The organism is Bradyrhizobium sp. AZCC 1578 (assembly GCF_036924675.1).
Lineage (GTDB): Bacteria > Pseudomonadota > Alphaproteobacteria > Rhizobiales > Xanthobacteraceae > Bradyrhizobium.
Genome location: NZ_JAZHRZ010000001.1, coordinates 5,157,440 through 5,175,870, shown reverse-complemented (window position 1 = coordinate 5,175,870; position 18,431 = coordinate 5,157,440). Strand labels below are relative to the sequence as shown.

26 protein-coding genes are annotated in these 18,431 nt (G+C 62.4%); 17 read left to right on the top strand and 9 right to left on the bottom strand.

From position 1 onward, the window contains the following. Positions 1–86: 86 nt before the first annotated feature. The 4 genes from V1290_RS24865 (at position 87) to V1290_RS24850 (ending at position 2,890) form a co-directional block, all read left to right on the top strand. Positions 87–848 carry a sulfite exporter TauE/SafE family protein gene (locus V1290_RS24865; protein ID WP_334366808.1) on the top strand — a complete coding sequence of 254 codons (762 nt, stop codon included), beginning with the start codon at positions 87–89 and terminating at the stop codon, positions 846–848. Positions 849–861: 13 nt separating this feature from the next. Then, entirely contained in the window at positions 862–1,110 is a 249-nt protein-coding gene (locus V1290_RS24860) for a hypothetical protein (RefSeq protein WP_334366807.1), read from the top strand. A gap of 134 nt (positions 1,111–1,244) precedes the next feature. Further along, complete coding sequence (locus V1290_RS24855) at positions 1,245–1,952, top strand: glutathione binding-like protein (RefSeq protein ID WP_334366806.1); 708 nt, start codon at positions 1,245–1,247, stop codon at positions 1,950–1,952. Positions 1,953–2,197: 245 nt separating this feature from the next. Further along, positions 2,198–2,890: a glutathione S-transferase family protein gene (locus V1290_RS24850; protein ID WP_334366805.1), complete on the top strand. Its 693-nt coding sequence runs from the start codon at positions 2,198–2,200 to the stop codon at positions 2,888–2,890. A gap of 45 nt (positions 2,891–2,935) precedes the next feature. Here the strand turns inward: V1290_RS24850 and V1290_RS24845 are convergent, their stop codons facing one another. Next, positions 2,936–3,784: a metal-dependent phosphohydrolase gene (locus V1290_RS24845; protein ID WP_334369167.1), complete on the bottom strand. Its 849-nt coding sequence runs from the start codon at positions 3,782–3,784 to the stop codon at positions 2,936–2,938. 376 nt (positions 3,785–4,160) lie between these two features. Here V1290_RS24845 and V1290_RS24840 point away from each other — a divergent pair, with 376 nt between their 5' ends. From V1290_RS24840 to V1290_RS24815, 6 genes are all read left to right on the top strand, one after another. Beyond that, a complete protein-coding gene (locus tag V1290_RS24840) occupies positions 4,161–4,337 on the top strand; it encodes a hypothetical protein (RefSeq protein WP_334366804.1) in 177 nt (58 codons plus the stop codon). 266 nt (positions 4,338–4,603) lie between these two features. Then, positions 4,604–5,053 carry a nuclear transport factor 2 family protein gene (locus V1290_RS24835; RefSeq protein WP_334366803.1) on the top strand — a complete coding sequence of 150 codons (450 nt, stop codon included), beginning with the start codon at positions 4,604–4,606 and terminating at the stop codon, positions 5,051–5,053. Between the two features lie 223 nt (positions 5,054–5,276). Then, on the top strand, positions 5,277–5,711 hold the full coding sequence (locus V1290_RS24830; RefSeq protein WP_334366802.1) for a nuclear transport factor 2 family protein: 435 nt from the start codon (positions 5,277–5,279) through the stop codon (positions 5,709–5,711). 174 nt (positions 5,712–5,885) lie between these two features. Then, complete coding sequence (locus tag V1290_RS24825; protein ID WP_334366801.1) at positions 5,886–6,785, top strand: hypothetical protein; 900 nt, start codon at positions 5,886–5,888, stop codon at positions 6,783–6,785. Between the two features lie 183 nt (positions 6,786–6,968). Further along, positions 6,969–7,385: a hypothetical protein gene (locus V1290_RS24820; RefSeq protein WP_334366800.1), complete on the top strand. Its 417-nt coding sequence runs from the start codon at positions 6,969–6,971 to the stop codon at positions 7,383–7,385. A gap of 156 nt (positions 7,386–7,541) precedes the next feature. Then, complete coding sequence (locus V1290_RS24815) at positions 7,542–7,679, top strand: hypothetical protein (RefSeq protein WP_156908851.1); 138 nt, start codon at positions 7,542–7,544, stop codon at positions 7,677–7,679. A gap of 42 nt (positions 7,680–7,721) precedes the next feature. On the opposite strand, the gene V1290_RS24810 is transcribed toward V1290_RS24815, so the two are convergent. From V1290_RS24810 to V1290_RS24800, 3 genes are all read right to left on the bottom strand, one after another. Next, a complete protein-coding gene (locus V1290_RS24810) occupies positions 7,722–7,865 on the bottom strand; it encodes a hypothetical protein (protein ID WP_028350761.1) in 144 nt (47 codons plus the stop codon). Between the two features lie 173 nt (positions 7,866–8,038). Next, positions 8,039–8,518: a MaoC family dehydratase gene (locus tag V1290_RS24805; RefSeq protein ID WP_334366799.1), complete on the bottom strand. Its 480-nt coding sequence runs from the start codon at positions 8,516–8,518 to the stop codon at positions 8,039–8,041. Positions 8,519–8,520: 2 nt separating this feature from the next. Continuing rightward, positions 8,521–8,982 carry a MaoC family dehydratase gene (locus tag V1290_RS24800; protein WP_334366798.1) on the bottom strand — a complete coding sequence of 154 codons (462 nt, stop codon included), beginning with the start codon at positions 8,980–8,982 and terminating at the stop codon, positions 8,521–8,523. A 205-nt stretch (positions 8,983–9,187) separates the two neighbouring features. Here V1290_RS24800 and V1290_RS24795 point away from each other — a divergent pair, with 205 nt between their 5' ends. Beyond that, complete coding sequence (locus V1290_RS24795; RefSeq protein ID WP_028350758.1) at positions 9,188–9,481, top strand: DUF4282 domain-containing protein; 294 nt, start codon at positions 9,188–9,190, stop codon at positions 9,479–9,481. Positions 9,482–9,638: 157 nt separating this feature from the next. On the opposite strand, the gene ychF is transcribed toward V1290_RS24795, so the two are convergent. The 4 genes from ychF to V1290_RS24775 all read right to left on the bottom strand — a co-directional run bounded on the left by ychF (position 9,639) and on the right by V1290_RS24775 (position 12,616). Next, the gene (gene ychF, locus V1290_RS24790) at positions 9,639–10,736 is read right to left on the bottom strand and encodes a redox-regulated ATPase YchF (protein WP_334366797.1); all 1,098 of its coding nucleotides are present in this window, start codon (positions 10,734–10,736) and stop codon (positions 9,639–9,641) included. A 39-nt stretch (positions 10,737–10,775) separates the two neighbouring features. Then, a complete protein-coding gene (gene pth, locus V1290_RS24785; protein WP_334366796.1) occupies positions 10,776–11,381 on the bottom strand; it encodes an aminoacyl-tRNA hydrolase in 606 nt (201 codons plus the stop codon). A 21-nt stretch (positions 11,382–11,402) separates the two neighbouring features. After that, entirely contained in the window at positions 11,403–12,125 is a 723-nt protein-coding gene (locus V1290_RS24780) for a 50S ribosomal protein L25/general stress protein Ctc (RefSeq protein ID WP_334366795.1), read from the bottom strand. Between the two features lie 200 nt (positions 12,126–12,325). Next, the gene (locus V1290_RS24775; RefSeq protein ID WP_065743541.1) at positions 12,326–12,616 is read right to left on the bottom strand and encodes an accessory factor UbiK family protein; all 291 of its coding nucleotides are present in this window, start codon (positions 12,614–12,616) and stop codon (positions 12,326–12,328) included. Positions 12,617–12,799: 183 nt separating this feature from the next. Here V1290_RS24775 and V1290_RS24770 point away from each other — a divergent pair, with 183 nt between their 5' ends. From V1290_RS24770 to pgeF, 4 genes are read left to right on the top strand one after another with little or no spacing between them, the layout of a single operon-like run. Next, positions 12,800–13,534: a dienelactone hydrolase family protein gene (locus tag V1290_RS24770; RefSeq protein ID WP_334366794.1), complete on the top strand. Its 735-nt coding sequence runs from the start codon at positions 12,800–12,802 to the stop codon at positions 13,532–13,534. A 12-nt stretch (positions 13,535–13,546) separates the two neighbouring features. Further along, positions 13,547–14,398: a prolipoprotein diacylglyceryl transferase gene (lgt, locus tag V1290_RS24765; RefSeq protein WP_334366793.1), complete on the top strand. Its 852-nt coding sequence runs from the start codon at positions 13,547–13,549 to the stop codon at positions 14,396–14,398. 8 nt (positions 14,399–14,406) lie between these two features. Continuing rightward, a complete protein-coding gene (locus V1290_RS24760; protein ID WP_334366792.1) occupies positions 14,407–15,531 on the top strand; it encodes a class I SAM-dependent methyltransferase in 1,125 nt (374 codons plus the stop codon). Further along, positions 15,528–16,295 (top strand): peptidoglycan editing factor PgeF, encoded by a 768-nt coding sequence (gene pgeF, locus V1290_RS24755; protein ID WP_334366791.1) that lies wholly within the window; start codon positions 15,528–15,530, stop codon positions 16,293–16,295. The genes V1290_RS24760 and pgeF overlap by 4 nt, the downstream gene beginning before the upstream one ends. 3 nt (positions 16,296–16,298) lie before the next feature. Here pgeF and V1290_RS24750 read toward each other — a convergent pair whose 3' ends face one another. Beyond that, positions 16,299–16,409 carry a zinc-binding dehydrogenase gene (locus V1290_RS24750; protein ID WP_334366790.1) on the bottom strand — a complete coding sequence of 37 codons (111 nt, stop codon included), beginning with the start codon at positions 16,407–16,409 and terminating at the stop codon, positions 16,299–16,301. 180 nt (positions 16,410–16,589) lie between these two features. On the opposite strand from V1290_RS24750, the gene V1290_RS24745 reads away from it, so the two are divergent. Both V1290_RS24745 and V1290_RS24740 read left to right on the top strand, forming a co-directional pair. After that, on the top strand, positions 16,590–17,162 hold the full coding sequence (locus tag V1290_RS24745; protein ID WP_442895074.1) for a hypothetical protein: 573 nt from the start codon (positions 16,590–16,592) through the stop codon (positions 17,160–17,162). Between the two features lie 171 nt (positions 17,163–17,333). Next, positions 17,334–18,287: a ribose-phosphate pyrophosphokinase gene (locus V1290_RS24740; protein WP_334366788.1), complete on the top strand. Its 954-nt coding sequence runs from the start codon at positions 17,334–17,336 to the stop codon at positions 18,285–18,287. Positions 18,288–18,431: the final 144 nt, after the last annotated feature.

Here is an 18,431-nt window from a genome sequence, read left to right as displayed (position 1 = left end):
CCTCAGGAAAACTGATGCCAGGGCAAGATAACTCGGTTTGCGTAGCTGCGACAAGCACGGCAGAAATATCATTGTGGAGATTGCCGATGACGGCCCTGATGATCGCAGCCCTGGGTGTGCTGATGGTGGCCACCGCCTTCCTGTCCGGCCTGTTCGGCATGGCCGGCGGGATGATCCTGATCGGCGTGCTGTTGATGCTGATGCCGCTGCCCACCGCCATGGTGCTGCACGCGATCACGCAGATGGCGTCGAATGGCTGGCGCGCATTTCTATGGCGGGCGCATATCCGCTGGCGGCCGGTGTTCGTCTATCTGATCGGCTGCGCGCTGGCGCTCGGCGTCTGGTCGCTGACCCGCTACGTGCCGGACAAGCCCATTGCCTTGCTGTTGCTCGGGGCCACGCCGTTCATGGCGCGGCTGATGCCGAAGAACCTCAAGCCGAACCCGGACAGCATCTGGCAGGGCTCGTTCTACGGCTTCATCTGCATGGGCCTGATGCTGATGACCGGCGTCTCCGGCCCGCTGATGGACACGTTCTTTCTCGGCGGCAATTTCGGCCGCCGCGAGGTGGTCGCCACCAAGGCAACCTGCCAGGTCGTCAGCCATCTCACCAAACTGATCTATTTCGGCGGCATCATCGACCAGGCCGCGACGCTCGATCCCGTGCTGGCCGCGGTTGCGATCGTGGCCTCGATGCTCGGCACCACACTGGCGCGGCGGATTCTTGAGGCGATGAGCGACGCGCAGTTTCGTACCTGGGCCAACCGGCTGATCACGACGGTGGCCGGCTATTACATTCTCTATGGAAGCTGGCTGTTGCTGGTTCACGGCTCGGTTGCTTCCTTCTGAAGGGAGAGGGCTGATGTCGGATGCTGCAGATCCACTGGTGCTCGACTTCGTCGAATGGGTCGCCCGCGAGCCGCGGAATTACGCAGAAGTGGTCGCGACCTGGCGGACCTCCTGTCCGCGCCTGACGATCTGGGAAGACGCGTCCGATCGCGGCTACGTCACTCGCGAAACCATCGCCGGAACCGGACTGATGGTGACCGTCACCGCATCAGGCGAAAAGCTGCTGCGCGAGCACGGCCGCATCGACGTGCCGCAACGCTAATCCCGCGTCGCCGGCCGTCATCACATTTCCGCGCGACGCCCTTAGCCCGCATTGACTTGGGACATCGGTCCGATCAATTTCATGCATCCGCATCTTTCTTGCGATGCACGGATTTCAACCAGCAGGATCGCCCCATGATCGACCTTCACTACTGGACCACGCCGAACGGCCACAAGATCACGATGTTCCTCGAAGAGACCGGGCTGAAGTACAAAATATTTCCGGTCAACATCGGCAAAGGCGACCAGTTCAAGCCGGAGTTTCTGGCGATCGCGCCGAATAACCGCATCCCCGCGATGGTCGATCATGAACCCAAGGGCGGAGGAAAACCGATTTCGATCTTCGAGTCCGGCGCGATGCTGCTGTATCTCGCCGAGAAGACCGGAAAGTTTCTGCCGTCCGATCTCTACGGCCGCTATGACGCGATCCAGTGGACGTTCTGGCAGATGGGCAATCTCGGGCCGATGGCCGGGCAGAACCATCACTTCTCCAACTACGCCCAGGACAAGATCAAATACGCGATCGACCGCTACGTGAACGAGACCAACCGGCTCTACGGCGTGCTCAACAAGCGTCTGACCGATCGCGAGTTCATCGCGGGCGACTATTCGATCGCCGACATGGCGAGCTATCCCTGGATCGTGCCTTACAAGAACCAGAGCCAAAACATTGACGACTTCCCGCATCTGAAGCGCTGGCTGGAGACCATCCGCGCCCGCCCCGCGACCGAGCGCGCCTATGCCAAGGCGAAAGAGGTCAATCCGAACTTTGGCCAGCCCGTCAGCCGCACCGAGGAGGAGCGCCGAATCCTGTTCGGGCAGACCGCGGCTGTGGTGCGGTAGGGTTCCGTTGTTCTCACCGCACCCCGCTGTCATCATCCGCGAAGGCGAAGGCGGATGATCCAGTAACCACGGGCGGCCGTGACTCCACTAGCGTCTCGGCGTACTGGATGCCCCGCCGGAGCCTGTCATCGGGCGGCCGTTCGGCCGACCCGGTGGCGGGGCATGACGGGAACGGGCAGACCGCACTCCGTCGTCATTGCAATGACGGTTGTTGTTTCAAACGCTGACTTCGCGCACAATATCGCATGCCTCTCAAACTCTACGAACTCGTCGGTACCGATCCATCCCGTCCGTTCAGCCCATTCTGCTGGCGGACGCGGATGGCGCTAGCGCATAAGGGGCTGTCGGCGGAGACGATTCCCTGGCGCTTCACCGAGAAAAGCGCGATCGCGCCGCATGGCTCGGAGAAGGTGCCGGTGCTGCTCGACGGCGACAGCGCGGTCGTCGATTCCTGGACCATCGCCAACTATCTCGAAGACAAGTATCCGGACCGGCCGTCGCTGTTCGGTGGCGAGGGCGGCCGCGCCATGGGACGGATGCTGAACTGGTGGGGCGATGGCGTGATCGGCGGTATATTTCCGCTCATCATCGCCGACGTCCCGCTCAACCTGAAGCCGGAGGATGCCGCCTTTTTCCGCGCGTCGCGCGAGGCGCGCTTTGGCAAGAAGCTGGAAGACATCATGGCCGACCGCGACAAGGCGGTCGAAGGTTTTCGCAAAAGCCTCGATCCGCTGCGGCTGACATTGCGGACGCAGCCGTACCTCGGCGGCACGGCAGCGAACTATGCGGACTATATCGTGTTCGGCGCGTTCCAGTGGGCGCGCGTGGTCAGCCCGTTCAAGCTGCTGATGGAGGACGATCCGGTCCATGCCTGGCGCGAGCGGCTGCTCGACGCGTTCGATGGGTTAGCGCGCAAATCGCCGAGCTATCACGGCTAACGCTGGCGGACGGCGCTCGATCCACGCGGAGCGAGCAGGCCAAGATCACGGCTGCGGGCCGGACAGGTTCATTTCGCGCTCGGCCCGGAAAACGTTGCTGTGCAGGTTTGCTATCCATTGCCGTCCACTCGATGTGACATTGAGATAGCGTATCGCCGTCTGGATTTGCGGCGCGACGTTGTTCCAATAGAACTGCGGATATTTGTAAACGACGTCTGCCGGCGTCTGGTAGCCGAGCGTCTTGTTCATGCCGACTTCTTCAAATTCGTAGAACAGGGCATTGGCTTTTTTCAGGTAGTTGGGATCGCCGAGCTGCCCGATGAGGTCGGCCGCGCGCAGCAACAGGCCCTCTTCTTCGATCAGCTCGTCGTTCGACGATGAATCAACATAGGGAAATCGCGTATACTCGATTGCCCTGGCGATCCGGCTCGCATCGACCTCGTCGGCGGTGTCGAGCCGCTCGAAGACGAACAGCTTCGAGCGGTCCACATGGTAGGCTCCCAGCGCGGCATCGGATGAACCTCGCGCCAGGCGAACGGTACGGCCGCTGAGATCCGCGACATAGGAATCTCCGTCATCTCCCTGGACAATTCCACGAACGAATCCGATGTCGTGGGTGAGGCACGCCACGATGAAATTGGCGTAGTCGTCTGGCGTCGTCGGCCGCAGCATCCCCCGACCCATCAGGATGTCGTGGCCGGCCAGGGTCACGAGCATGGTGTGTTCGATGTTGTGATACAGGGCGTCGCTGTTTCCGATGCATTCCAATGTGAGCCTGGCTGCATAAGGGAGAAATTCAGCCAGCCGGGCCTGGGAGGAGCCAAACCTGCTCCTGGTATCCGACGCCAGAAACGACCCCAAGGCTTGCGCCACCAGTTCCGGGATTGTGATCATCTGAGCACCGCGTCTCATGTGCGACGTTGGCGCCTGCATGATAGCACATCGGCGTTTCTTCCGGTGGCCAATGTCTGCTCGCGCCACCAGAAAGCGTGGCCCAACGTCTCCGTCCGCGGGTGCACTCAAAGCGTCCACCGATCGGTCGTGAGCTGGGCATTCTCCGACGCCCACTCATCCGGATAACCGGCCAGGAGGCTTTGCCTCCCCTTGGGAATGATGACGTTTCCCGAGGCAAATTGCCGGGCAACGATTGCCGAAGCGTCCGCGCAATCGCCGAGGCTGTAAAATTAGTTCTATCCGATAACGATGTTAGCCGTGACGTAAAATGAAGGCGTAAGCTGATCCCCTTGGTGGGCGTTAGGGGAGACGCGTCATGACCGACCTTGAAGCCAAATTGGAGCGGTTCGAGACTCTCGCTGCCGAATGCGATTTGATCGGCAAGTTGACGTCGGATGGGGCGAAGCGCGAGCTATACCTGCGCCTCGGCTTGCATTACCGCGAACTGGCCGACGACATCCGGACGATGATCGCAACCAAAGACGCCGCTTAGCCGGCAGGACAGAAGCTGCAGCAGTATCCTGGCCTGGCGCTAATCTTATCGTGTCATAAGCCCTCAATGGTGAGGAGCGCCAACGGGTCCGCACGCAGCGCGGCCCGATGACAGGCGCCGCGCGTCTTCGCTGCGTCGTCGCATCGCGGCAGTGAACCTTTTGGAAACCACCACGTCACATACTGTAGGTTGCTTTGCTGATTGATCCCTCCGCCCTTCCCTTGGACTGGGCCGCAGAGCCGATCGAACCCAGACGGGGTGGACGAATGACCGAGGAATCTCATCGTCAGCGCGTACTGGATTTCCTCAAGGTCCTGTATTCCGGTGACGTCGAAGGCGCGCTGGCGCGCTGCACAGACGACATCGAGTCGCTCGCGAACGCCCCGATCGACATCCTGCCGCATATGGGCCATCGCCGCGGCAAGGCCGAAATGCGCGAGATGTGGAACGCCGTCCGCGCCCGCTATTCCGAACTGCGCTGCGAGGTGCCCATCCTGGTGGTCGAGGGCGACAAGGCGGCCGCGTTCATCCGCGTGTTCTTCCGCAAGAGCATCAACCAGCGCATGGTGCAGTTCGACATCGCCGGCTTCTACACACTGCGCGACGGCAAGATCAGCCAGATCAGGGAAATCATCGACACCTTCGATCTGGTCCAGCAACTGCTCGAACGCGACGTCGCCGCGATCCTGACCGGTAGAAAGCCGGAGCTGATTTAGCGCCTTCGTCATTATTCAGCGCGAGCCGGTGCGCCGCCACGACCGATAATGCGGCCAAAACAGTCGCATTTGTGCATTGCAAAAACGGCAATTGTGTTCTGGCGAAACTGCTCTATTTCTGGCTGCAACAGTGAAAGTCCGGCATTTCGGCCCCGGCGTCGATGAAGACGCCCGGTTGGGCGCGATTGCCGTTTTGAAATCCAGTTTTTAGGACCAAATCAAAATGACAGAGCATAGTCTCTGGCGTTTTTCGCGCGCGTTGCATCGTGCGATCAATGAACGCCAGCCCGCCGATCTCGAAACCCTGCTCGACGAGGAGGTCGACTGGGCGATCTATGGACCGATCGATATGTTTCCGTTCTTCGGCCAGCGCCGCGGCAAACCAGCCGTGATGGAGGTGATCAGGCAGATTGCGGACAATTTCCGCGTCCACCGCTTCGACCGCGAATCGATCATGCTGGGAGTGGATACGGCCGCCTCGATGATGCGCTATTCGCTGACCGCGCTGGATTCGAACAAGCCGATCAGCCTGCGCATCGCCCATTTCGCCCAGTTCAGGGCCGGCCGCCTGACCAGCTTGCGCGTGCTGGTCGACACCTTCGATCTGGTCGAGCAGACCGTGGGCTACCCGATTCACCTGCCGCGGATGGCGGTGTAACTCACAGATGCCGTCCTTGCGAGGAGCGCAAGCGACGAAGCAATCCATGCCTCGGCTTGCGGCGCTATGGATTGCTTCGCTTCGCTCGCAATGACGAAGCGCGGTCATAATTTCGCACTAAAACAAACGCATTGTTGGCGCGACTTGGAATGCGGGCGGGCAATGATTCCGAAAATGCGATTTGGCTGGGCGCGGCTGCCAATGCTGGTGGCCGGCGTAAGTTTGGCTTCGATATTGGCTGTGGCGGCACAAACGCCGCCGACCGACGAGGCGGAGATGCAGCAGGCTGAAGAAGCCGAGGCCGCTCCCAGCGTCAACGATGCCGACATCATGAAGGACATCGACGTCGAAAAGCTCGACTGGAGCCAGCTCAACGTCGATGCATCGACCCTGAGCTTTCAGACGCCGAAGGGAAGCAATTCGTCGAAAGGCGCTGCCAGCGCGGATGCCTCATGGTCCGCCAATGAAAGACCGAACGGCACCTCCGCGGTATCGGTCAAGCAATCCATCTCGCCGTTCTGGGATGCGCGGATCGGCGCCGACATGACGGTCGCGCGGCAAGGCACGGTGACGACGTCCGAACTGCTCTCGGAAAAACTTGCCAATGGCGGCAGCCTGCCGCAATCGTCCGGCACCGCGTGGGCTGCGATTACCGCCCCAGGCGTTGGCTCGATTTGGGACACGACCGCGGTCGAGGCCCGGGTCGATCCCGGATCCGAGCAGAGCAAGCTCGGCACTTCCTTGCGCAAATCGCTGCCGATCAGCGAGCAATATTCGCTGACCCTGAAGAACGACTACAACCTGATCCAGCAAGGCATCGTGCCGGTGCCCGGCATCGTCGGCCATCCGGCCAGCAGCTACGAGACCGACCAATCGGCAAAGCTCAGCATTGCCGACACCGGCACCAGCCTGATCGCCGGCCAGACGCTATCGACATCCGACGACAAGTGGCTGCGCAAGGTCGGCGCCGAGCAGAAGCTGTTCGACGGCGTCACCATCTCCGGCTCCATCGGCGAAACGCCCTCGGGTGCCGCCAACAAGAGCCTCAGCGCGGGCTTCAGGCGTAGCTGGTGAGGGCCGAAATCGTCCCAGTTTGACGCGCTTTCCGGCCTCAAGGGCATCACCCCAGAGAATGAACCATCATTGCCGCAGATTGGCCAAGATGCGGACAAAATCGGCGGGACAGATGGGACCCGCTCCACTTCGTCGTGCGGGGGACGTCCGCGCTCGCCTGAAAGCGAAACAGAGGAATAGCCGATGAACGCCACTATTCGTTCCGAACAAGCTGATCCGAACCCGGAAGTCGACGGCGATCTCGCCGCCGTATCCGAAGTCGAGGCCGGCATCCGCGATTTCGTTCGCAACGATATCGCCTATCTGCGCCGACCCGCGGTGGGCCCGGACACCATGCCGATCGACGCCAATGCCGAAGCGACCGTCAACAACGTCAACTCGCTGATCCAGCGCGTCGCCGGCACTTCGCTGGCGGAAATCGAGAAGCTGATTTCCGAACTCGAAAGCCTCCGCGACCTGCTCCATGCCGAAGGCCAGCGCGTCCAGCGCGAGATCTCCGGCTATGCGCAGCTCAGCCAGGCGGCGATGAAGTCGACGCGCATGATTGCCGACAACGTCACGCAGTGGAAGCGCGCCGCCGACGGCCTGCGCAACGCCTAATCTGATCGTTGCAAAAATCTGACACTCCGCCGCGTTCCGTACCGGAGCGCGGCGGTTTTGTTTGGCTGTGTTCGATCTGAACTTTATAAGCACGGTCGCGTCCAAGGACGGATGTCGTCACTTGGCGGCAGGCACCTTTTTGGGGACACACCGGCGATGCAAAACGTTCAGCCAGACAACATGGATTCCATGCCGTTGCGGCAATCGTCGCATAGCATGGGCACGCTCGTGATCCGCTTCGTCGGACTGCTGACGCTTGCGGTCGTGGCAATGACGTTGATCTGGAGCCGCTGAATCTTTTTTGAGATTCGGCGTCTATGCTTGCCCAATCCGCAACTACTGGCGGACGAACGCGGTGTCCTCGATCGTGTAAACGCCGTCGGCATAGGATTTCACCACCATCGTGGCGGTGAGCATCACCGCCATCGTGACGGTTGCGAAGACAAAGCCGACGAATTTCAGGCCGTTGCGATCTGCCATTTTCATCCCCTCGGTACTTCCCCTGAGACGCATTTGGCAGGCAGAAAGTTCAAAATGCGTTAGCAAAAAAACGGTTTCGTGGAGTCGTGGATTACGAAGCACTAACGAAACAATCGGCTAACCATGTTTCGCCGGACGGGCGCGCGTAGCCGGATGGAGCCAACGGGCTACGATTAGTCCCTACTCCGTCGCGGCACGAACGCGGTGGCGAGGAACGAGAACACGACTTCGTCGCGCTGGTTGGTGCCGGTATTGCGGGCCTGCAGGATGCCCCATTCGGGACGCTTCTCCGAGGTCCGCTTGGTTTCAACCTGGTTGGAAAAGCTGACAGTATCGCCCGCCAACACTGGCCTGACCCAGCGCAGTTCGCGAAATCCCGGCGACGGCCCCCATATCGCGACCTTCTCACCGCGTGCGGCGGCTTCGGCCGTCAATCGCTTGCCGTCGGCGACCAAGAGCTTCATGCACACCGCCGCAACGTGCCAGCCCGATGCGGCCAGCCCCCCGAACAAGGATTTGCGCCCCTCTTCCTCATCGAGGTGAAAGCGCTGCGGATCGAACTGCGCGGCAAACCGCTTGATGTCGTCGGCCGTGAAGGTGAACGAGCCAAACTCGCGCCGCGCGCCGATCTCGATGTCCTCGAAGAAACGCATCGCTACTCCGCTCCTGCTTCAAGGCGCCGGCGCACGATCATCGGGGACTCCATCTCGCACAGTACGACCCCGGCCGCGTTGCGGATCGTACTGTTGAGGGTCACGATACCGGTCTCGGGTCGGCTTTTCGAAATCCTGGCCTCCGCGACGCTGACATCCAGCGTCAGGTCATCGCCCGGGCGCAGCGGCGACAGCCAGCGCATTTCGTTGACACCGGGCGAGCCGAGCGAGGCAGTGCGGCCGATAAACCCGTCGAACAGCATCCGCATCACGAGAGAGCCGAGATGCCAGCCCGAACCGGACAGCCCCTTGAGCATCGACGCGTTGGCGGCGACCTCGTCCAGATGCATCGGCTGCGGGTCGAATTCGGCGGCGAACGCCAAAATCTCCTCGCGCGTGACGTGGCGCGGTCCGAACGTGCCGAAATGGCCGGGCGTGAAGTCTTCGAAGGTCAGCGTTGTCATCGATTGAGGATTTGGATTGAGGATTGTGGTGGGGAAGCCCGATTGTGGCCGTTATTTACGGCAATCTCAACCCGCCCACCCGCATGGCTCGTTCGCCGGCGGCGAGTACCGTCCGCGGCGCTCGCCCCTGACTTGCCCGAAGCAATTTTCGGGGCTAGCGGTGTGCCGTCTGGAATCAGGCTTATGACTCGCCGGAGAACCATCTATGTTCGATTTTCAAGACCTCTTCCAGTGGGATAGGTTCATAACGCCCACGATTATCAAGACTTTCTACTGGCTGGTCATCGGCTTGATCGTGCTGTTCGGCCTATCCGGAATTTTTTCGGCACTCGCCGCGATGGCGGTCAGCCCGTTCGGCGGATTCATCCTGCTGTTGTCCTCGATCGCCGGCGTCGTGGTCGGCGTGGTGTTTTCGCGCATCGCCGCGGAATTCATCCTGATCGTCTTCCGCATCAACGAGCATCTCGGCGCGATCCGCGACCAGGGCGGGATGCGGTAAGTTCGTGTCCCGGACGCGGTGCAGCGTGTAACGCTGCTCCGCAGAGCCGGGACCCACGCCGGCATAGGCCCCGGCTCAGCAGCGCACCGCCATAGCGTGTCGAAGACGCGCGTAACGCGCTTATGGCGCTGCGCTGCGTCCGGGGCACGCCCACCTCTCACGTATTAAACCTGAAATGCATCACGTCGCCGTCGGCGACGACATATTCCTTGCCTTCCAGCCTGAGCTTGCCGGCGTCGCGGGCACCGGCTTCGCCGTTCAGCGCGACGTAATCGGCATAGGCGATGGTCTCGGCCCGGATAAAGCCCTTTTCGAAATCGGTATGGATCACGCCGGCCGCCGCCGGCGCCTTGGTGCCGCGGTGGATGGTCCAGGCGCGGGCTTCCTTCGGACCGACGGTGAAATAGGTGATGAGATCGAGCAACTGGTAGCCGGCGCGGATCAGGCGGTCGAGGCCGGCCTCTTCCAGGCCGAGCGTCTCGAGGAAATCGGCGCGCTCCTCGCGTGACAGGGTCGCGATCTCGGATTCGATCTTGGCCGAAATCACTACGGCGACCGCGCCTTCCTTCTTGGCGTGCTCGAACACCTGTTTTGAGAAGCTGTTGCCTTCCTTGGCCGAACCTTCCTCGACGTTGCAGACATAGAGCACCGGCTTCGACGTCAAGAGGCCGAGCATGCCGAAGGCGCGCTCTTCCTCCGGCTTGCGCTCCAGTGCCCGAGCCGGTTTGCCCTCGCGCAGCAGCACCAGGGCGCGGTTAACGAGGTCGAGCGCTTCCTTGGCGTCCTTGTCGTTGCCCTTGGCCTTTTTCGTCAGATTGTCGACCCGCTTCTCCAGGCTGTCGAGGTCGGCGAGCATCAGTTCGGTCTCGATGGTCTCGATGTCGGCCAACGGCGCGATCTTGCCTTCGACATGGGTGATGTCGGAATCCTCAAAACACCGCACCACATGCGCGACCGCGTCGACCTCGCGGATGGTGGCGAGGAACTGGTTGCCGAGGCCCTCGCCCTTCGAGGCGCCGCGCACGAGCCCTGCGATATCGACGAAGGTCAGCCGCGTCGGGATGATTTGCGCCGAGCCTGCGATCGCCGACAGCTTGTCGAGCCTGGGATCAGGCACGGCGACTTCGCCGACATTCGGCTCGATGGTGCAGAACGGATAATTCGCCGCCTGCGCCGCTGCCGTCTCGGTCAGCGCGTTGAACAGCGTCGACTTGCCGACATTGGGCAGGCCAACGATACCGCATTTGAATCCCATAACTTGTCCTGAAGTTCGTTGCTGACGGTCGACGACGCGTCACGCCGCGCCATCATCACCCTTGTCGAAAATTCCCTTGGCTTGCAGCGCCAGATGCACCTTGTTCTGGAACGAGGAGTCGTGCCCTGCCGCCAGCAAGCCGGCATTCTCGGCCACCGCCGCGCACAGGGCTTCCACCCAGGCGCGGTCGCTCTTGGCGAAATCCGAGAGCACGTGGCCGTGCACCAGCTCCTTGATGCCGGGATGGCCGATCCCTAGCCGCACCCGGCGATATTCGTTGCCGATATGCGAGGAGATCGAGCGCAGCCCGTTGTGGCCGGCGATACCGCCGCCGACCTTGACGCGGACTTTCGCCGGCGGCAGTTCGAGTTCGTCCTGAAACACGGTGATGTCGGAGGCGCCGAGCTTGAAAAAGTTCGCGGCTTCCTGAACCGCGCGCCCGGACTCGTTCATGTAGGTGGTCGGCCGAAGCAGAACGACCTTCTCGCGATCCAGCGTGCCTTCGGATGTCTCGCCCTGAAAGCGGCGGCGCCACGGTGCGAAACCGTGACGCCGCGCAATTTCATCGACGGCCATGAACCCGATGTTGTGCCGGTTGTTCGCGTATTTCGAACCGGGGTTACCTAGGCCAACAAACAGGCGCATGACGCGGCATCCTGCCGCTGCTTACTTCTTCTTGTCGCCACCAGCCGGCGCCTTCGCGCCAGCCGCCGGAGCGGCAGCTCCCGCCGCAGGCGCGGCAGCAGCAGCCGGAGCGGCACCCGCCGCCGGAGCAGCCGTGCCTGCCGCCGCGGCAGCCGCTGCAGCCTTCTGCTCTTCGGCGTAACCGGACGGCGGCACGATGGTCACGAGCGTTGCGTCTTCGCGCGACAGCGACTTCACGCCCGTCGGGAGCTTGATGTCGGACAGATGCAGCGAGTAGCTGATTTCCAGCGCGCCGGCATCGGCCTCGATATACTGCGGGATGTTGTCGACCGAGCATTCGAGCTCGATGGTGTGGGTGACGACGTTGATGGTGCCGCCGCGCTTGACGCCGGGCGAAGTTTCGCCGTTCACGACATGCAGGGGCACGCTGACGCGGATGGTTGCGCCTTCGCCGAGACGCAGGAAGTCGACATGGAGCGGGAAGTCCTTCACCGGATCGAGGTGGAAGTCGCGCGGAATCACACGGTGCTTCTTACCTTCGAGGTCTATGTCGAACAGCGTGGTCAGGAAGCGGCCGGCCAGGATGCGCTGGCGCAGTTCCTTGTCGTCGACCGAGATGGTCACGGGGGGCTGGTTGTTGCCGTAGATCACTCCGGGCACTCTCCCGGCGCGACGCTCTGCCCGGGCGGCCCCCTTGCCGCTCTGCGGACGCGCGGTCGCCTTCAATTCCTTGACGGTCGCCATCGTGTTAAGTCCTTGTTTTCTAAAAAGTTAAAGGCCGCATTGCGGCCCGTTGGCGTCCCACAGCAAGCCTCCAGGGGTGCGGGGGCTGCGGACGTGGCGGGCTTTTAGCCCCAAAGGGGCGAAATGACAAGGAAATGAAGGGATTTTTCTGCGGCTGGCACCCTCCCCTGGAGGGGCCCGGAGGGGGGAGGGTAACAACCCTACCCGTCCGCCATGCTGCCGGCATCCGGCGTGGCCGGCGCAATGCCGAGCTTGGCTTCCAGAACAGCAATCCGGCTCTTCAGCGCCTCGTTCTCCTCGCGCGCCAGGCGGGCCATGTCCTTGACCACGTCGAACTCCTCGCGCTTGACGACATCAAGATCGCGCAGGATGCGCTCGGCTTGGTTGCGCATGACCGTATCGACCTCGCGCTTGACCCCCTGGGCGGCGCCGGCGGCGTCATTCATCAAACGGCCGATCTCGTCGAAAAACCGATTGCTGGTCTGGGTCATCTGAAACGCTCCGGTCGCTGCAAATTGATCGTCACGACAAGACAATGGCAATCCCAAGGGAAACGTTCAAGAGCGCGGTTCAACGCCAACGTGACGGCCGTTTGCCTTGTCATGCTGCAGTTTCCTTGCAATCGTATCGAACAGCCAGCCAGACACCAGAATCACAACGCAAAAGCAACGCCCATGATCGACCAGCAGATCGATATTGCAACCAAGGACGGCAAGACCACGACCTTCATCACCCATCCTGAGCGCGGCGGCCCCTTCCCGGTCATCATCTTCTACATGGACGCACCGGCGATCCGCGAGGAACTGCGCGACATGGCGCGGCGGCTCGGCACGTCGGGCTATTACGTGATGCTGCCCAACCTGTATTACCGCTCCGGCGTCATGGAGCTGGGGCCGATACCGCCTGATCCGGAAGCGCCCGAGCGCAAGCGGATGTCCGGCTTCATGAACTCCATCAACATCGCGATGGTGATGGAGGACACCAAGGCTCTGCTCGCCTACGCAGAGACGCAACCTGCCGCAAATACGAAGATCGTCGGCACCGTCGGCTACTGCATGAGCGGCCGCTACGCGGTCAATGCGGCAACGCATTTTCCGGATCGGGTGAAGGCGGCGGCTTCGATCTACGGCACCCATCTTGCGACCGACCAGCCCGACAGCCCGCATCTGGCGGCATCGAAGACCAAGGCCGAACTCTATTTCGCCTGCGCCGAGACCGACATCTACGCGCCGCAGGAGATCATCGACAAAGTGAAGCAGGCAATGGAAGGCACGAACAACGAGGTCGAGATCTATCCCGGGACTCATCACGGCTTCGCTTTCCCGAAGCGGCCGGTCTATCACCGCGATGCTGCCGAGCGGCACTGGGAGCGTCTGCTGGCGCTCTATCGCCGCAACCTCGCGCAATAGACCTCCCGCCCGATGCCCTTTCTCACCATAACCTTCCCGGCAATCGATCCCGTCGCCATCTCGATCGGACCGTTCGCGATCCGATGGTATGCGCTGGCCTATATCTGCGGCATCGTGCTCGGATGGATCTATGCGCGCGCGCTGATCAGGAAAGAGAAATTATGGGGCGGGCCGGCGCCGATCGCACCCGTGCAGCTCGACGACTTCATTCTCTGGGTTACGATCGGCATCATCGTCGGCGGCCGCACCGGCTACGTGCTGTTCTACAACCCGGCCATCTTCATCCAGAACCCCATCGCCATTTTCAAACTCTGGGAAGGTGGCATGTCCTTCCATGGCGGCTTTCTCGGCTGCGTCGCCGCGGTGATGCTGTTTGCGCGCACGAACAATATCTCCATCCTGTCGCTTGGCGACATCACGACCGCCGTCGCCCCGATCGGAATATTCCTCGGGCGCCTTGCCAATTTCATCAAGGGCGAATTGTGGGGACGGCCGGCGGATTCCAGCGTGCCCTGGGCCATGGTGTTCCCCGACGGCGGGCCGCTGCCGCGGCATCCGAGCCAGCTCTATGAAGCCGGATTGGAGGGCATCCTGCTGTTCGTCATCCTGGCGGCGATGATCCGGATGGGCGCGTTGAAACGGCCGGGCCTGATCCTCGGCAGCTTCATTGCGATCTATGGTCTTGCGCGCATTACCAGCGAATTCTTCCGCGAGCCCGATCCCCAGCTCGGATTTTTGTGGGATCCCCAGCTCGGGCTGACCATGGGTATGCTGCTGTCGGTACCGATGATCATTGCCGGAGCCATCCTGATCATGATGGCATGGCGCCGCGAGACGCCGCAGCATATAGAGAAGTCGACTTAAGGCAGGCCGTGACCGAATTTTCGCCGCTACAGTCGGAGATCCACAAGCTGATCAGATCGTCAGGCCCGATGCCGGTCTGGCGGTACATGGAGCTGTGCCTGATGCATCCGGAGCACGGCTACTACGTGTCGCGCGATCCATTGGGCCGCGAGGGCGATTTCACCACCGCGCCCGAGGTCAGCCAGATGTTCGGCGAACTGCTCGGGCTATGGACGGCGTCGGTCTGGAAGGCGATCGGCTCGCCGCCGACGCTGCGGCTGGTCGAGCTCGGCCCCGGCCGCGGCACCATGATGGCGGACGCGCTCCGCGCGGTTCGCGTGCTGCCGCCGCTCTATCAATCGATCCAGATCCATCTCGTCGAGATCAATCCGGTGCTGCGCGAGAAGCAGCAGGCAACGCTATCCGGCGCGCGCAACATCACCTGGCATGACAATATCGACGACGTGCCCGAGGGCCCCGCGGTCATCCTCGCCAACGAATATTTCGACGTGCTGCCGATCCATCAGGTGGTCAAGCGCGAAACCGGCTGGCACGAGCGCGTCGTCGAGCTCGATGCCAACGGCAAGCTGGTGTTCGCCGCCGCGGATGACCCGATCCCGCGCTTCGAGGTGTTGCTGCCGTGGCTGGTGCGCGCGGCCCCGATCGGCGCCGTGTTCGAATGGCGGCCGGATACCGAGATGATGAAGATCGCGGCGCGGGTGCGCGACCAGGACGGCGCGGCGCTGATCATCGATTACGGCCATCTGCGCAGCGACGCCGGCGACACTTTCCAGGCTATCGCCCGGCACAGTTTTGCCGATCCCCTGAAAAATCCCGGCCAGACCGACGTCACCGCCCATGTCGATTTCCAGGCGCTGGCGCGCGCCGCGGAAGACGTCGGCGCGCGCGTTCACGGCCCGGTGACGCAGGGCGAATTCCTCAAGCGGCTCGGCATCGAGACCCGGGCGGTCACGCTGATGGGAAAAGCCACGGCGGAAGTTTCCGCCGATATTTCCGCCGCGCTCAAGCGTCTGACCGACAGCGGCCGCGGCGGCATGGGATCGATGTTCAAGGTGCTTGCGGTGACCGAACCAAATCTCACCTCGGTCGCAGGCCTCAGCGACGAACCGCCGGCAGGAGACGAAAAAGCATGACGTTCGGATCGTCGCTGCTCGCAGCCATTCCCGGGCTGCGCCACGCGTTCTTCACCCGCGAGGGCGGAGTATCAGGTGGAATTTACGAAGGACTCAATGGCGGCCTCGGCTCCAATGACGATCCGGCCAATGTGGCGGAAAATCGCCGCCGGATGGCCGAGCAGATGGGTGTTATGCCCGAGCACTTGCTCAGCGTGCACCAGATCCACTCGCCCGACGCCGTGGTCGCGACCGGACCATGGCAGGGCGACAAGCCGCGCGCCGACGCGCTCGTCACCCGCACCGAAGGCATCGCCATCAGCGTCACTGCCGCGGATTGCGGGCCGATCCTGTTCGCCGATCCGGCCGCCCGCGTGATCGGCGCTGCACACGCCGGCTGGAAGGGCGCGCTGACCGGTGTTCTGGAATCCACCATCGACGCAATGGAAAAACTCGGCGCCGACCGCACCCGTATCGTTGCCGCCATCGGCCCGTTGATCCGCCAGCACTCCTACGAGGTCGGCAGCGAATTCGTCGAACGTTTCCTGGATGCCGACGCGGAGAATGCAATGTTCTTCATTCCCTCGGTTCGATCAGGACATTCGATGTTCGACCTCGCCGGCTTCATCCGCATGCGGCTGGAAAACGCCGGCATCCTGATGATCGACGACCTCGGCGTCGACACCTATTCCGACGAGCGCTTCTACAGCTACCGCCGCTCGGTGCACCGGAAGGAGCCGGACTACGGCCGCCACGTGCACGCGATCGCGCTGGCGAGCCAGTAATTCCTACTTCACCCGCAGCACCACCTTTCCCCGCACCCGGCCGGCTTCCAGGTAGGTGAGCGCCGCCGGCAATTGCGCGAAGGCAAATTCGCGATCGAGGACAAAGGCTCGCATGGATGATCCTGCGGAGTTGACGAATTCTGGCAACAAGAAGGAGAGACGGGGCGAGCCGGACGCAATCTTTTTGGCGAGCTTATCCACGCGCTGCCCTAGACCTTAACACATTTTAACGATATCGCAGGGGCAATGAGGAACACCTTGATTGCTTCGTGCCTGCAAACTCCGCGCGCCTTGATGGCCGCGGCGCTGCTTGTCGCTTCTTGCGCGCTCGGTGGCTGTGCCGGCGGCGGCGCGGCCAGCGGCTCGTATGCGATGGCACCGAGCGCGGGCGGCGGTCCCACCGTGGCGTTCGAATCGATCGACGGTCCGCCGCCGCAGGTGTTCGACCGGATGGTCAGCGTGCTCGACAGCGAATCGAAGCTCCGAAACCTGTCGATCGTCTCGCGCGAAGGCGGAGCATCCTACCGCGTGCGCAGCTATCTGTCGGCGCAGGTGGTTCGCGGCAAGACCGTGATCGCCTGGGTCTGGGACGTCTATGACAACAACCAGCAGCGTGCGCTGCGGCTTTCCGGCGAAGAACCCGCCGGCAAGGCTGGCCGCGACGCCTGGGCGGCGGCCGATGATCTCGTGTTGCGGAAAATCGCGCAGGCCGGCCTCAGCGGTCTGTCCGGCATGGTCAGCGGAAGCCCGGATGCAGCGCCTGCGCCGGCCCCGGAGCGCCGCGGTCCCGCGGTCGCGAGTGCCGAAGAAACGGTACGCGCCCAGGATGCGGCCGGCGTCAGGGCGCTCAGCTTCAGCGCCCAATAAACAGCCCTGTAAAGTCCGGTATCGGCCGATTTTTGACCGGGAAAACGACATCAATGGGTTGCCAGCCGAGCCACCCGCCTGATATCTCCTCGCTCGTAAAAAGCGCCGGTTCCCGAGGACTTTCTCGATATGCTGAACGTCGTATCCAGCAAGGCGCGAGGAGAAGCGTTGATGGCGGCCAAGAACGGCTCGATCAAACTGGTCGCCGGCAATTCCAACCCCGCGCTGGCCCAGGAAATCGCGAACTGGCTGCACCTGCCGCTGACGAAGGCGACGGTCCGCCGGTTTGCGGACATGGAAATCTTCGTCGAAATTCAGGAAAACGTCCGCGGCTCCGACGCGTTCATCATCCAATCGACCTCGTATCCGGCCAACGACCATCTGATGGAACTGTTGATCATCACCGATGCGCTGCGCCGGTCGTCCGCGCGCCGCATCACGGCGGTGATCCCGTATTTCGGCTATGCTAGGCAGGACCGCAAGGTCGGCTCGCGCGCGCCGATCTCGGCCAAGCTGGTCGCCAACATGATCACCCAGGCCGGCATCGACCGGGTCATGACACTCGACCTGCACGCCGGCCAGATCCAGGGCTTCTTCGACATCCCGACCGACAACCTCTTCGCCTCGCCGGTTATGGTGCGCGACATCAAGGAGCGCTTTGATCTTAGCAACCTCATGGTGGTGTCGCCGGACGTCGGTGGCGTCGTGCGCGCCCGCGGACTGGCCAAGCGCATCAACACCCCGCTCGCCATCATCGACAAGCGGCGCGAGCGCGCCGGTGAATCCGAAGTCATGAACGTGATCGGCGATTGCGCCGGTTACACCTGCATTCTGATCGACGACATCGTCGATTCCGGCGGCACGCTGGTGAACGCGGCCGACGCCCTGATCGCCAACGGCGCCAAGGAAGTCTACGCCTATATCAGCCACGGCGTGCTCTCCGGCGGCGCCGCCGCGCGCATCGCCTCCTCGAGGCTGAAAGAGCTCGTGATCACCGACTCGATTCTGCCGACGGAGGCGGTCAACAAGGCTACCAACATCCGCACGCTGTCGATCGCGCCCCTGATCGCCGAGGCGATCAGCCGCACCGCTTCGGAAGAATCGGTATCGAGCCTGTTCGACTGATCGCAAACTCTTCGTCGTCCCGGCCTTGAGCCGGGACCCATAATCACGATGATCGTTTTGCGCTGCGCTGGGACGGCAATCCCCTAACAACTCACGCCTGTGGTTATGGGTCCCTGCTTTCGCAGGGACGACGATAGGGAGTCG